The organism is Peptacetobacter hiranonis (genome assembly GCF_008151785.1).
In the GTDB taxonomy this organism is placed as follows: domain Bacteria; phylum Bacillota; class Clostridia; order Peptostreptococcales; family Peptostreptococcaceae; genus Peptacetobacter; species Peptacetobacter hiranonis.
Window position 1 is genome coordinate 627,568 of record NZ_CP036523.1, and the last position, 14,822, is coordinate 642,389.

A 14,822-nucleotide genomic window follows, 5' to 3' on the forward strand; every position below is an offset into this window, starting at 1 on the left:
AATAATACAATGCGTTAATTTGTTCTGGAGGTGTTTGATATGATTTCAGAAAATGGCAACCTACTAAAAAAATTAATAAAAGATGGAAGACCTGTATCAGAATCTTCTAAGGAAAATTCAAAATCTATAGAATCCGAGTATCTAAAAAATAGATTGAAAATATCTAAATTCGACGTGAGTGAATTTGGAATAGATGAAGAATTTGACGAGAGAATAACCAAAGAAGCGTGCAGGCTTTCAGATGAACGAATTGAATATGAGATAAATAAAAGAGTTGATTTGAGGGATTTAAAAACTTTTACAATAGATGGAAAAAATTCTAAGGATTTGGACGATGCAATAAGTATAAATAAGAATTTTAATGGGAATTATATTTTAGGCGTTCATATTGCAGATGTAAGCCATTATGTGAGAGAGTACAGCTGCATAGACAAAATGGCTAGAAGAAGAGCTACGTCTGTCTACCTTAATGATAGGGTAATTCCAATGCTTCCACCAGAGATTTCAAATGGAATATGTAGTTTAAATCAAGGTGAGGAGAAGCTGACTTTGTCAGTATTTATTGAAATTGATAAGCATGGGATAACTGTAAACCATTGGATCTGTGAAAGTGTGATAGCATCTCATCTAAGAACAAATTACGATGATGTATCAGATATTATAGAAAATAAAGATAAAAAGTTAATAGAGCAGTATAAAGATTTTATACAGGATTTTGAAGAGGCTGATAAATTAGCACAAATTTTGAGAGATAGAAGGATAAAAAGAGGTGCTTTGAGTTTTGATACTCCTGAGAAAAGAGTAATATTGGACGAAAATAGAATTCCAATTGACCTTATCACAGAAGAGAGAAGGGCTGCAAATATAATAATCGAGGAATTTATGATTGTTGCCAATGAAACTGTAGCAAAGCATTTTGTAAATGAGGAAATTCCTTTTATTTATCGAATCCTAGAAAATCCTCATAGAAATAAAAATAAAGTACCTTCTACATTCGTAACTACTTATGATTTAGGACTTAGAGAGATTGAATTAGATGAGATAACACCTTTAGACATTCAGAGAATGATAAACAGTGTTCCTAATGAAGGTGTTGAGGAACTTTTGAAGTGTATAGTTAGAAAGGCAAATAGACAGGCTAGATATTCTAGCTCTTGCACAGAGCATTACACTCTTGCTACAGACTGTTACTGTCACTTTACTTCACCTATCAGAAGATATCCAGATCTTCAAATACACAGGATAATTAAGGATTATTTGAATGGAAGAATGACAGAAGCTAGAAGACAGCACTATGGAAGCTTTATTGAAGAAGTGGCTGAAATAAGCACATTGAAATCGAGAACTGCTGACAGAGCTGAAAGAGAAGCAGAAAACTATTATAGAAAAATATATAGAGCAATTCAAGAATCATATCTAATGAGATAAATCAAAAATTACCTATTCTATTGATACTATGCTACATACTATCAATATTCTTGGCAAAGTTTTGATTTTTATATAGAATTAAAAAGAAAGTAAAATTATAACAACTTAAATAAAAAGCTTCTTAAAATTTTATTAACTTATCCGATTTGTTCAAATTAAATTTTATAGGGATAATAACTAACTTAGTGGATTGAAGTGTGTAGACAAAGCTCTCTCGACAATCTGGAGACGTGAGGAATTTTTTCAATAGAACTATTTAATTGTACACACGTCGAAGCTGGAGAGGAGCTTGTCTATGACTTCAATCCCTGAGAGTTATTAACATATAAATTTTTATTTATAATATTGTTGAAAAAAGTAATATACTTCCTACACCTACTACTAATGATATAGGTATAGATTTGAATTTTGCTGCCACTGGTATTAGTATCATAAATGCAAGTACTTTTGGGTTTGATAAGCTCATAAATAGTGCATCGTCCTTGAAAAATACGTCTTTTGCAATTAATGCACTAAGCATTGCAACAGGCACGAATTTTAAAGCTTCTTTTAACCAGTTTGGCATTTCTTTGCCTGCGAAAAGAAGAAGTGGTAGTACTCTTGGTGCATAAGTTACTGCACCCATTCCAAGACATACTAATAATATCGACATATTACTCATCTGCAACAACTCCTTCCTCATCTTTAGAAGTATTTAAAATCTTTTCAATTATAAGTCCTGATGCACATGCGATTATAGGAGAAACAACCATTATTAAACTGCTGTGAGTCATACTATAAAGAAGTATAAATGATAAAATTGAAATAATTGCAACTAAAACGTACACAAAGTTTTTGATTGCTCCCATTACCATAGTTGTAAATAGTGCAGTAATTATAAATCCTGAGATGTAAGTATCTATGCTTATGAAGTTTCCTAAAAATGATCCAGCACAGAAACTGAATAGCCAAATTGCTAAACATAGGTAATTTACTAGCATTGCTCTAGTATCATCCCATTTTCCTGAAATATATTTTTCATAATTTACGGCAAAAGTTTCATCCGTTAAACCAAGTCCAAAAGGAAGTATATATTTTGGGCTTTTATTTTTTATAACCATATTTAGATTTGAACTCATTAAAAAATGTCTTAAATTTATAATTAATGTAGTAACGATTATAGAAGAAATAGGTGCTCCAGTAGCTATCATAGATGCTGCAATATACTGAGCACTTCCACTAAAGACTAAAAGTGACATTAAGAAAATAAAGAATAAATTTACCCCAGATGCATTTAATAAAATACCACCAACTAAACCAATTGGAACGTAGGCGATAAAAATTGGTATAGACGCACGAAAAGCGTCTCTGAACGCATTCTTGTCCACAGACTTGAACATAAAAAAATCATCCTCTCTTTAACAATTTTCTAACAATCTAACCAACTATATTATATAGTAAAAAATGATATAAAGAAAGGGATTAAATCAAAAATTATATGTTAATAACTCTCAGGGATTGAAGTCATAGACAAACTCCTCTCCAGCTTCGACGTGTGTACAAGTAAATAGTTTTGTTGAAAAAATTCCTCACGTCTCCAGATTGTCGAGAGAGTTTTGTCTATGACTTCAATCCACTAAGTTAGTTATTATCCCTATAAAATTAGATTTGAACAAATCGGATAAGTTAATAAAATTTTAAGCAGCTTTTTATTTAAGTTGTTACAATTTTACTTTCTTTTTAACCATACGTAAAATCAAAAGTTTACCAAGAATATTGATAATATGTAGCATAGTAGTATATAGACAAAACGCACTCGACAATCTGCAGACGCGTATTTTAATAGAAACAAAACTATTTTTTGCTCACGCGTCGAAGTTGGAGAGAAGTTTGTCTATATCTACTATGTTTCGCATATTAACAATAGAATAGGTAAATTTTGATTTAATCGATTTCATTATTATCCATTCCTGAGTTTCCTGGCATAAATCCATATCCAAATTCTCTGTAGATTGAAGAAGTTGGAGCTAGCCAAACTTTTCCTGTTCCAGAGTAAGTGTTAAGGAATCCTTCACCACTCATTGCAGATTTGAATAATGATTTCTGAGATTTAGTGACAGAGAAATTAACAGATGCAGTTCTTGCAAATGAGAAATCTCCATCGACTTTTAATTCTTCACTTCCATTTAATTCGTATTCTACGATTTCGTTTTTAGGAACTGATAATTCTAATATAAGTACTCCTGTTCCAGAAACCCGTAGCTGGAATATTCCATCTCCACCAAGTATTGCTGAAGATACATTTTTCTGAGAAACAGCTTTTAATTCTAATGAGTCAGAGCAGCAGTAGAATACACCTTTATCTATAATTATTGTTTCGTTTTTTAGTTCCATTATATAGTAGTGTTTAAAAGATGGTTCTAGGTAGATTTCACCAGTTCCTTTGTATGAAGGTTTAACTAGAGATTCGCTAGTAAGTGCACCAGAGATTCCCTTTTTGAAAAATCCTCCAACGCCGCCCATTTTGGCATCTGATACAAGATTTCCTTTAGAGTAGTAAAGAGCACCAGCTTCTGTTTTTACAGATGAGTTGTTTAATTTAACTCTCACAATTCTAGATCTTAAGCCAGACTGTTTTGCAAAATAAAGTGCCATAGCCATTGCAGGATCTGAAGCTCCGTCTAAATTATCAAATTCAAGAACTTCAAAAGTAGAGCCACCGTCGCTTACACTTTCAATAACTTTCATTTTTTCTTTTAAATCCATAGAATCATCTCCTTTCAAGAGTTTGGAAAAATAAATTTTGTTTAAAAAATTAGTAAAATAAATACTGAAAATTCTATCAATATTTATACTCTAATTATATAATATTTTGTTTTTATGATAAAGATTTTTATTTTTCTTTGAAAAAATTTTAAAATAAGTTATAGGTTAGTTTTAATTAAAAATAAATTTGTCTAAATAATTGACACAAATTTTTTGTTGTGATATAGTATAAGTTATCTTAAAAGTATTTTGTGAAGAAGGTGAGAAGATATGGCAGGAGTAAAGGTACTTGCAACAAATAAAAAAGCTAGACATGAGTTCTTTATTGAGGAAACTTATGAATGTGGTATAGAATTAAAAGGAACTGAAGTTAAGTCTATTAGACGGGGTAGAGTCAATTTAAAAGAAGGATACTGCTCAGTTGATAATGGCGAAGTATTTATGAAGCAGGTTCATATAAGTCCTTATGAACATGGAAATATCTTCAATGTCGATCCTCTTAGAGTTAGAAAACTACTTCTTCATAAGCATGAAATAAGAAAACTTATCGGTGCAACTACTGTTAAGGGATACTCATTAGTTCCGCTAAGTATGTACTTAAAAAATGGTAGAGTTAAGGTTGAAATAGCTCTAGCAAAAGGTAAGAAATTATACGATAAACGTCAGGATCTTGCTAAGAAAGATGCTAAGAGACGTATAGAAAGAGAAATGACTGGCAAATATTAATTATTTGTGTTTTTTATGATTAGTGGTATAATATACTTACATTAAAGTATATTAATACTTAATATAAATAAAAGCTTTTGGCTTTTAAAAGTTAATTATAGTTTGTGTAATAACCGATTTACTTCCAAGAGCATTTGCTTCTTTATACAATAAGGGGGTGTAAAGGTTTCGACGGGGGTTTAGCACCTGAGGTGGCGTGTCGTGTTACTCTGGGTCACGTAAAAACTGGGGAACTTAAAATAAACGCAAACGATAATTACGCATTAGCTGCCTAATTGCAGCTTGTCCCTCTTAACCCTCCTGCCGGTTAAGACTGGACATCATCTATGCAGGGAACTACTTTTTGGATGCCGCGACTAAAAGTGGACTAATTGTGGCTGGTTGATAGCATCGCCTGTTGCTCGGCTATACTTGAGACGAGATAAATAAAGAGACAACTACACACGTAGAAGCAGCGGGGAAAGAGCTTTCGGACAGGGGTTCGACTCCCCTCATCTCCACCAATTAGATTATTAAAAATGTGGAAATATTGGAAATACTGACTTTCAAAGGTCAGTATTTTTTATTTTTTGCTATTTGTAGAATAACTGTAACTCAATTTTAAATGTAAAGGATTTATTAAAAAAGAAAAATATACTCCACACCTTCTAAAAAATAATGGTATAATTAAGAAAAACTAAAATTTGGAGGGAAATTATGAAATTTTCATTTGCACACAATAACATAAACGTATTAGACTTACAGAAAAGTATAGAGTTCTATGAAAAAGCACTAGGACTAAAAGAAACTAGAAGAATAGAATCAGAAGATGGAAGCTTTACAATAGTATATCTTGGAGATGGAGTGACTCCTCACGACCTTGAGCTTACTTGGTTAAGAGACTGGGATAGACCATACAACCTAGGTGATAATGAGTTCCACCTTGCATTAAGAGTTGACGATTTTGAAGCAGCACATGAGCTTCATAAAGAAATGGGATGTATATGCTTTGAAAATGAAGCTATGGGAATATACTTTATAGCGGATCCTGATAACTACTGGGTTGAAATAATACCAAGTCATATGTAATAAACAATTGGCTTTGATATAAGTTAATAAAATAGAATATAAATAGAGAAAAATACTACCGCATATGTTAAATGTGGTAGTATTTTTTTGAGAAATTGAATTCATATGATATACTTTAAAAGAAGGTTAAAAAGAAGTATTAAGTAAGGAGAGAAAAAATTGGATTATTTAAATATATTATTTCTATCAATGATGCCTGTTACAGAGCTTAGAGGAGCAATTCCAATAGGAATTGCAATGAATCTAGATCCTCTTGGAGTATATGCAGCAAGTGTAATTGGATCAAGCTTGATATCAATACCACTTATATTGACATTTAGGCATATACTTAGCTTTATAAGAGGTATTTCATTTTTAAAGAACATATCAAAAAAAATAGATAACAAAATAGAAGCATCTATGAAAAAACTAAAAAGTGCTTCAGTTTTAGGGATTATACTATTTGTTGGAATTCCGCTTCCAACTACAGGATCTTGGACAGCATCAGCTATAGCATCAATTTTACATATGAGAATTAGAGATGCGTTTATTGGTATTGTATTAGGAAATATGATGGCTGGTGTAATTGTAACAGGAATTTCTATGCATATAATATAATCATTTGATTTTTAATAAAAAATAGATTTTATAAGAGGATGCTATTATAATTATCCTCTTTTTATGAAATGTGTTTTAAATAATAATACAGTATTGAAAATGAAGAAAATATATTGTATATTGAAATGAGTATTTATGATTTTAATATGAAAATAAACGTGAAAAGGTGATGTTTTGGAAAGATTAAGAAAATATAAAGAAGGGATATTATATCTCTTTTTTGGAGTATTATCTACAATAGTAAATTTGGGTACATACTTTATAGCAACGAGGGCATTTGGGATTAATTACCTAGTTTCAAATGTAATAGCTTGGTTTTTTGCCGTAATATTTGCATATGTGACAAATAAATTTTTTGTTTTTGAGGTGAAAAACGTAGAGATAAAGTTTTTAATAAAGGAGTTTCTATCCTTTATAAATTGTAGAATTGTATCAGGTGTGACGGAAATAGTTTTAATATACCTAATGGTTGAAATTTTTTGCATAAATGATTTTATTGTAAAGATAATCACAAATATTGTTGTGGTTGTATTAAACTTTATATTTAGTAAATTAATAATTTTTAAGAAAAAAACGAATTAGGAGGAAATTAATGGGAGAAAATTCAAAAAAAATAGCAGTTTTAGTTCCTTGTTATAATGAAGGATTGACAATAGCTTCTGTTATAAGGGATTTTAAAAATGTAATACCGGAAGCAGATATTTATGTTTACGACAACAATTCTAGCGATGATACATACGAAATCGCTAAAAGAGAAGGCGCAATAGTTAGAAGAGAATATAAACAGGGAAAAGGTAATGTTGTAAGAAGTATGTTTAGAGATATAGATGCTGATTGCTACATAATGGTAGACGGTGACGATACATATCCTGCAAAAGATGCTTATGAAGTAGCAAAATTAATTCTAGATGGAAGAGCTGATATGTCTATAGGAGATAGATTATCTAGTACATACTTCACAGAAAATAAAAGACCATTCCACAATACTGGAAACAAATTAGTTAGAACACTTATAAATAGAATATTTAAAAGTGATATAAAAGATATAATGACAGGATGTAGAGCATTCAATAAAAGATTTGTAAAATCATTCCCAGTATTATCAAAAGGATTTGAAATAGAAACTGAAATGAGTATACATGCTTTAGATAAAGGCTTCTTAATAAAAGAAGTTCCTATAGCATATAGAGATAGACCAGATGGAAGTGAATCTAAATTAAATACATTCAGCGATGGATATAAAGTTTTAAAAACAATATTGAAATTATATAAAGATTATAAACCATTATCATTCTTTGGAAGAATATCAGCTGTATTATTCTTAGTAGGATTATTGCTATTTATACCTGTATTATTAGAATATTTTAAAACAGGTTTAGTTATGAGATTCCCAACATTAATTGTATCTATGGGAATTATAACATCGTCATTGGTCATGCTTGCGTGCGCATTAATCCTAGATACTGCTAAAAAATATGTAAATCAGTTCTATGAAATCTCTCTTAATATATTGAGTGAAAAGGAAAAAAATGATGAAAGATAAATTAAAGTTTATTTCAAAAAAGGTAGGAATTATATTAGTACTTTATGTAGTTTTAATGGCTGTATTTACAGGAGCTATGACTCGGTCATATTCTTTAAATAATAAAAGAATTGTAAATCATGTATATGAATCAGCTCAGACTATAGAAAAAGAAGGTGTATACCCAAGAGTAATTTTGAATGCTGAAAAAGCACAATTGGATAACTTTACAGATTCATGGATGTTAACTATAGCTATGGGAATTGATGGAAAAACACCTATTGATAGTGCTATGAGTTGTTATTATAAATTTAATGAAGACTCAGAAGACAAAGCGGAAAATCTGCTTAGTGTTGTCAGAGGTGAGAAAACAGAGGAGTATGAATACACTAGATATTGGCATGGATATCAAGTATTTTTGAGACCATTGTTACAAGTATTTAATTATGAAGAAATAAGATATATAAATATGTTTGGGATAATGGGATTATTTATGATAGCAACATATTTATTAAAAGAAAAAATAGGTGCAGGATCGGCTATAGCATTTGTAGTTTCCATGCTTATGTCTATGATAATAATTGTTCCTATGTCTATGCAATTTTCATCTCTTTATTATGTGACAATGATATCAATAGTATTATTGGCTATGTTTAGCAAAAAAATTATGAAAAAAGATTTAATGTATGTATTTTTCTTTTTAGTAGGGGCATTTACAAGTTTCTTTGATTTACTGACAGCTCCAATTATGACACTAGGATTTTCTCTTATAGTATACAGTTATTTGGAATTAAAAGAGAATAGTATAGGGAAAAATACAGTTGAAATTATAAGTAAATCATTTAGTTGGAGTATGGGATATATTATGACTTGGTCTGGCAAATGGATTATTGCAGAGTTGATAACCAAAAAGAATGTTATAACTAATGCTTTAGATCAGGTACTTTCTAGAACATCTAGCCAAGTAAATGAGGTTAGTATAAGTAAAATAGATGTAATAATAAAAAACGTTTCTAAATATATAGAGGGTTTAAATATAAAATTAATATTAGTAATTATTGTAATAGCGCTGATTTTCTTCATAATTATGAAGAAGAAAAACTCTATTAATATGCTTCCAACGTTATTAGTTGCATTCTATCCAATAGTATATTATGTTGTAATGACAAATCATGCATTTATACATTTCTGGTTTACATACAGAAACTTAACAGTTTCGTGCTTTGCAATATTGTCATTTATATTGTATACGATAGATTTTGATAGGTATAAGAAACGAACAACTTAAAATAAAGAATAGAGGGAGGATACATTTGTATCCTTCTTTTTTTATGAATTAATATATACAGCCTTTACTAGAGCCAAAGAAAACCTTATTATATTCAATAGAGGCAATAGAAAAATAGATAAATTCTTCAACGAAAAAGTAGAATACACACCTATTTAAGAACCTCTATCTAAAAGCAAGGAGTGAAAAAAATGTTAGGAGCAATAATTGGGGATATTCTAGGAAATGGATACGACTTCGGTCTAACAATCCCTAAATACGAAGAAGTACAGAAAAAATACGATGAGCTATTCAAAACAGGAATAGAAATAAATCCAAGAGTTAGGGAAATATTTACCGACGATACAGTAATGACTGTAGCTGTTGGAAAAGCCCTTTCTCAGACTTTTGACAAACCTGCAGAAGAAATAAAACTATGCCTAAGATACAATATGCAGATGTTTGGAAGAAGCCACATAACTGCTGGATATGGAACTTTATTTAGCAATTGGCTAATTTCTCAAAAGCCAGAGCCTTACGAAAGTATAGGAAACGGATCTGCTATGAGAGTATCTTCTGTTGGATGGCTAGCAAACAATCTAAATGAAGTGGATATATATGCAAGGCTAACTGCTGAAGTTACACACAATAGTGAAGAAGGAATAAAAGGGGCACAGGCAATTGCGAGTGCAATTTTCTTAGCTAGAAATGGTAGCAAAAAAGAAGCGATAAAGAAATACATAGAAAAAGAATATGGATATGACCTATCCAAATCTGTAGAAGAATACAGAAGTGTAGATATAATGAAGAGAGATGCTCTATGTGAAACAGCTGTTGTTCAGGCTATGGCGGCATTTTTAGAAAGTGAAAACTTTGAGGATGCTGTAATTAAAGCTGTTACAATCGGTGGAGATACTGATACAATAGCTGCAATTACAGGATCTATTGCAGAAGCATACTACGGAATAGATGAAAAAGCAAAAGAGCTTGTCCTTACTTATATTCCTGATGATTTAAAAAGAGGGATAACTGATTACACATATATTGTAATGTATAGAAGAAATGAAAGAAAAAAGGCATATGATAAGATATTTGACGACATAAAATATTTCAAAGAAAGAATTAAAGAGGATACAGGAAGACCAGTTCCTATGTTTATGTTTAATCAGCCAGAGATGTCAGAAGAAGTTGAAAGACTTATAAATACAGCTCACCTTCCAGAGATAACAGATAAGGCATATATAGATACATTAGACCTTCACAACATAGAAATGGACTCTGATTTATATAGAGAAAATGCAGCCGACTCTGGAGTATATCTTTTAAGAGCGATGCTTACTAGCATTGTAAGACAGGAAATATTTAATCCTGGAGCTGTAGACAAATGCGTAGATGATGGAACAGTTTATGTCTTATTAGATGAAATGAAGAAAAAGAAAGTATATAGATAATAACGATATTTTCTAAAGCAGAATGAAAAAATAAATAGAATTTGATATAATTAATATAGTCTGTAGTATTATGCTACAGACTTTTTAAATGTAAAAACACAAAATTTATTCAAAAGGGTGATTAAATTATGCTAAAAAAGGTAGATACAATAGAGAATAAAAATATCGATGACAATCAACTTATGGCTGAAAAAATAGTGGATATAATAAATGGCTATGGTGTGGAAAACTGTGGATTAAGAATCAGTAATGGTATAATTTTGGTATCGACTATAAATAAATACAGAGGATTAACATACTCTGCTTCGATACATACGGGTAAGGATACATTTACCAGCATAGTAATAGATTTGGATGAGCAAATATATATAAATAACGAAGCTGAGAGAGACATATTTTTAAATATGATTTATGAAAGAAACGACTACTATGCACAAAAACACTCTGGAAAAAATATTAGTCAGGGAATAGGGGTAAATAAAAACTACAAGTTTGAAATGATAAAAAACGAAGTAGTTAAATTTAATTCTCAGAGTATAGTCAACTCATTTGTATCTACTGTAAATGAATTTATAGAAGAAGTAGATCGATTTGAAAAATTTCTATTCCAAAAATAGAACAATAAAAACTTAGATATATATTAAATACTGGACAATATAAAATATTAAAAAGTGCCAACTATAATATAAATGAAGATAATAAGAAGAACTTGAATCAAATTAGAAAAAAATTTGAAAAAAATTGCTCAAAATGCTTGACACTAAAATGTGAAAATGTTATCCTATAAACAGTTAAAAATGGATATGACAATTTGGAGTGTTACTGGTAGAGCAGGCAAGACCGAATTTTATAGAATGCACTATAGGTGTATTGTATAAAGTTGGGTCTTTTTTTTATTCTTATGATAATCTTATTATTTTTAAGATATAATAGTATGATGTGGATTTAATATTATATCTGGAAAGGCAAGGAATGTTTATGAAAGTTACAAAAGTGATAAATAACAACTTTGTATGCTCATGTAATGAAAAGAATAAAGAGATTATCGTTATGGGAAAAGGAATAGGATTTAAAGCTAAAGAAGGCGACGAGATAGACAAGTCTAAGGTGGAAAAGGTATTCACGATGAATGGCAAATCTGCAATAGATAAGTTCAAACGTTTAATAGAAGAGCTTCCTATCGAGCATTTTAAAGTGTCTAATGACATAATAAACTACGCAAAACGTACACTTGGAAAGAGATTAAATCAGAACATATACATAACTCTGACAGATCACATAAACTTTTCAGTGTATAGATTTAAAAATGGTATGAAATTTAGTAATCCTCTCTTATGGGAAGTAAAGCATTTTTATAATCCAGAATATATAATTGGAGAATATGCTGTAAACCTAATAAAAGAAAAACTAGGTGTGGAAATGGGTGAAGATGAGGCAGCTAATATAGCACTTCATATAGTAAATGCTGAGTACAATACAGAGATGAACGATGCATTAAAAATCACTACTCTTATAGGAGATATACTAAAGATAGTAACAGATACTTTTGATATACAACTAGATGAAGAAAGCTTACATTATTCAAGACTTATTACACATCTGAAATTCCTTTCACAAAGGATATTTATGGGAGAGATGTTAAAAGATTCTGACGATGTGTTTGCAGAAATGATAGCAACAAAATATCCTGAAGAATTTAAGTGCGCACTAAAAATAAGGGATTATATAGAAGAACAGTATAATCAGAGGATATCAAATGAAGAACTTGTATATCTTGCGGTGCATATAAGACGTGTTTCTACAATAGAGGATGAAAATTAAGAATTTTGAGGTGTAATGATGTTTAAAAAATTATTTGGTAAAAAAGATAACTCTTGTAAATTAGTTTCTCCAATAAACGGTGAAACAATAGCAATAGAAGAAGTAAACGATCCTACTTTCGCAAGTGGAATGTTAGGAAAAGGTGTAGGAATAAAACCAGCTGAAGGTAGAGTAGTAGCTCCAGTAGCTGGTGAAATAACAATAATGTTCCCTACAAAACATGCTGTTTCTATATTAAGTGAAGATGGCGCTGAAATACTAATACACATAGGATTAGATACTGTAAACCTACAGGGACAGCACTTCACAAGCCATGTAGAAGTTGGACAGAAAGTAAATGTTGGAGATCTTTTAGTAGAATTCGACGCAGAAAAAATAAAAGAAGCTGGATACGATATAACAAGCCCAGTACTTGTTTGTAACCCAGATGCTTTTGAATCAGTTGAACCAACAGAGTACGGTCCAGTTAGCATAGGCGATGAAATAATAAAAATAACTAAAAAATAGTTAAAAGCAATTATAAAAATAAAAAAGTCTTTAAATCAAAGAGATTTAGAGTATTAAAAATGTCTATTTTGCTCAAAAATAGAGCTGAAATAATAAAAAATTATACATGAAAGGAGAATATTTCTTATGATGAAATATTTACAGAAACTAGGTAAAGCTTTAATGCTACCAGTTGCTGCACTTCCTGTTGCAAGTATATGCATGGGTATAGGTTATTGGATAGACCCAAGTGGTTGGGGTGCTAATAACGTAATAGCAGCATTCTTATTAAAATCAGGTGGAGCTCTTATAGATAACATGGGTATCTTATTCGCTATAGGGGTAGCCGTTGGTATGTCAGATGATAACGATGGTACTGCAGGTCTTGCAGGTCTAGTATCATGGTTAATGATAACTACATTACTTTCTCCAGCAGTTGTTGCTATGTTCAAAGGTATACCTGAAGATCAGGTTGCAGCAGCTTTCACTAAAACTCAGACTCAGTTCATAGGTATCTTAGCTGGTCTTATAGGTGGAACTTGCTATAATAAATTCAAAGGTACTAAATTACCAGACGCTTTATCTTTCTTCAGTGGTAAGAGAAGTGTTGCGATAGTTACTTCAGGTTGCTCAATGTTAGCAGCTGCTATATTATTCTTCGTATGGCCAGCAGTTTACAATGCACTAGTTGCATTTGGTGAAGGAATAATATCTTTAGGTGGAGTAGGTGCAGGTGTATACGGATTCTTCAACAGACTTCTTATACCAACTGGATTACACCACGCTCTTAACTCAGTATTCTGGTTCGACGTTGCAGGTATAAATGATATCGGTAACTTCTGGGGTGGAACAGGTCAGTTAGGTGTAACAGGTATGTACATGACAGGATTCTTCCCAGTTATGATGTTTGGTTTACCAGCAGGTGCTTTAGCTATGTACCACACTGCAAAAGATAGCAAGAAAAAAGCTGTTTACGGATTATTATTAGCTGCAGCAGTTGGTTCATTCTTCACAGGTGTTACAGAACCTCTTGAATTCTCATTCATGTTCTTAGCTCCAGCATTATACGTAGTTCACGCTTTATTAACTGGTATATCAATGACAGTTTGTGCAATGTTACCAGTAAGAGCTGGATTCAACTTCTCAGCAGGGTTCGTTGACTGGTTCTTAAGTTTCAAAGCTCCAATGGCATTAAACCCATTATGGTTATTAGGAATAGGTTTAGTAGTTGGTGCTGTATACTACGTAGTATTCAGATTCGTTATAGTTAAATTCAACTTAGCAACTCCAGGTAGAGAAGAAGATACTGTAGAAGCAGAAAAAGCTATAGTTTTAGATAACAACGACTTCACAGCTATGGCTCAGGTTATATTAGAAGGTTTAGGTGGAGCTGAAAACGTAACATCTATAGACAACTGTATAACAAGATTAAGATTAGAAGTTAAAGATAGTACAAAAGTAGACGAAGCTAAAATAAAATCTTCAGGAGCAGCTGGTGTTATAAGACCAGGTAAAACTTCTGTACAGGTTATAATAGGAACAAAAGTTCAGTTCGTTGCTGATGAATTCAAAAAACTTTGCAAATAAATAAAACTTTGATATAAGAGCTATTGCAATTTTTGCAGTAGCTCTTTTTTCGTGCAAAAAATAATAGCCACCTTGTTCTCCAGGCTTCGACGACTCGTCCATATGTGTAACACATTTATATGTT

The 14,822-nt window shown here is 31.2% G+C and carries 15 protein-coding genes and 1 other RNA gene; 13 read left to right on the forward strand and 3 right to left on the reverse strand.

The features are described from left to right. The first annotated feature begins 39 nt into the window (after nt 1–39). Nucleotides 40–1,428: a ribonuclease R family protein gene (locus KGNDJEFE_RS03130; protein WP_006439760.1), complete on the forward strand. Its 1,389-nt coding sequence runs from the start codon at nt 40–42 to the stop codon at nt 1,426–1,428. A 337-nt stretch (nt 1,429–1,765) separates the two neighbouring features. Here KGNDJEFE_RS03130 and KGNDJEFE_RS03135 read toward each other — a convergent pair whose 3' ends face one another. From KGNDJEFE_RS03135 to KGNDJEFE_RS03145, 3 genes are all read right to left on the reverse strand, one after another. Then, nucleotides 1,766–2,089, reverse strand: coding sequence for an AzlD domain-containing protein (locus KGNDJEFE_RS03135; RefSeq protein ID WP_006439761.1), 324 nt, complete (start codon nt 2,087–2,089; stop codon nt 1,766–1,768). After that, a complete protein-coding gene (locus KGNDJEFE_RS03140) occupies nt 2,082–2,807 on the reverse strand; it encodes an AzlC family ABC transporter permease (protein WP_006439762.1) in 726 nt (241 codons plus the stop codon). Before KGNDJEFE_RS03140 ends, KGNDJEFE_RS03135 begins: the two co-directional genes overlap by 8 nt. Before the next feature lie 544 nt (nt 2,808–3,351). After that, the gene (locus tag KGNDJEFE_RS03145) at nt 3,352–4,173 is read right to left on the reverse strand and encodes an AIM24 family protein (RefSeq protein WP_050754648.1); all 822 of its coding nucleotides are present in this window, start codon (nt 4,171–4,173) and stop codon (nt 3,352–3,354) included. 270 nt (nt 4,174–4,443) lie between these two features. Here KGNDJEFE_RS03145 and smpB point away from each other — a divergent pair, with 270 nt between their 5' ends. From smpB to nagE, 12 genes are all read left to right on the forward strand, one after another. Further along, on the forward strand, nt 4,444–4,899 hold the full coding sequence (smpB, locus tag KGNDJEFE_RS03150) for an SsrA-binding protein SmpB (protein WP_006439764.1): 456 nt from the start codon (nt 4,444–4,446) through the stop codon (nt 4,897–4,899). 153 nt (nt 4,900–5,052) lie between these two features. Then, nucleotides 5,053–5,402: a transfer-messenger RNA gene (gene ssrA, locus KGNDJEFE_RS03155) on the forward strand. Nucleotides 5,403–5,595: 193 nt separating this feature from the next. Then, the gene (locus tag KGNDJEFE_RS03160) at nt 5,596–5,967 is read left to right on the forward strand and encodes a VOC family protein (RefSeq protein ID WP_006439765.1); all 372 of its coding nucleotides are present in this window, start codon (nt 5,596–5,598) and stop codon (nt 5,965–5,967) included. A gap of 159 nt (nt 5,968–6,126) precedes the next feature. Next, nucleotides 6,127–6,564, forward strand: a complete 438-nt coding sequence (locus tag KGNDJEFE_RS03165; protein ID WP_040410360.1) for a COG2426 family protein — start codon at nt 6,127–6,129, stop codon at nt 6,562–6,564. Between the two features lie 174 nt (nt 6,565–6,738). Next, the gene (locus tag KGNDJEFE_RS03170; protein ID WP_006439767.1) at nt 6,739–7,146 is read left to right on the forward strand and encodes a GtrA family protein; all 408 of its coding nucleotides are present in this window, start codon (nt 6,739–6,741) and stop codon (nt 7,144–7,146) included. Nucleotides 7,147–7,156: 10 nt separating this feature from the next. Further along, a complete protein-coding gene (locus KGNDJEFE_RS03175; RefSeq protein ID WP_006439768.1) occupies nt 7,157–8,107 on the forward strand; it encodes a glycosyltransferase family 2 protein in 951 nt (316 codons plus the stop codon). Beyond that, nucleotides 8,097–9,374, forward strand: a complete 1,278-nt coding sequence (locus KGNDJEFE_RS03180; RefSeq protein WP_040410361.1) for a hypothetical protein — start codon at nt 8,097–8,099, stop codon at nt 9,372–9,374. Before KGNDJEFE_RS03175 ends, KGNDJEFE_RS03180 begins: the two co-directional genes overlap by 11 nt. A 191-nt stretch (nt 9,375–9,565) precedes the next feature. Next, nucleotides 9,566–10,804 (forward strand): ADP-ribosylglycohydrolase family protein, encoded by a 1,239-nt coding sequence (locus KGNDJEFE_RS03185; RefSeq protein ID WP_006439770.1) that lies wholly within the window; start codon nt 9,566–9,568, stop codon nt 10,802–10,804. Between the two features lie 128 nt (nt 10,805–10,932). Then, nucleotides 10,933–11,421 carry a hypothetical protein gene (locus tag KGNDJEFE_RS03190; protein WP_006439771.1) on the forward strand — a complete coding sequence of 163 codons (489 nt, stop codon included), beginning with the start codon at nt 10,933–10,935 and terminating at the stop codon, nt 11,419–11,421. A 322-nt stretch (nt 11,422–11,743) separates the two neighbouring features. Beyond that, on the forward strand, nt 11,744–12,625 hold the full coding sequence (gene licT / locus KGNDJEFE_RS03195; protein WP_006439772.1) for a BglG family transcription antiterminator LicT: 882 nt from the start codon (nt 11,744–11,746) through the stop codon (nt 12,623–12,625). Between the two features lie 18 nt (nt 12,626–12,643). After that, the gene (locus KGNDJEFE_RS03200; RefSeq protein ID WP_006439773.1) at nt 12,644–13,132 is read left to right on the forward strand and encodes a PTS sugar transporter subunit IIA; all 489 of its coding nucleotides are present in this window, start codon (nt 12,644–12,646) and stop codon (nt 13,130–13,132) included. 126 nt (nt 13,133–13,258) lie between these two features. Next, nucleotides 13,259–14,698: an N-acetylglucosamine-specific PTS transporter subunit IIBC gene (gene nagE, locus KGNDJEFE_RS03205; RefSeq protein WP_211350705.1), complete on the forward strand. Its 1,440-nt coding sequence runs from the start codon at nt 13,259–13,261 to the stop codon at nt 14,696–14,698. Nucleotides 14,699–14,822 lie beyond the last annotated feature (124 nt).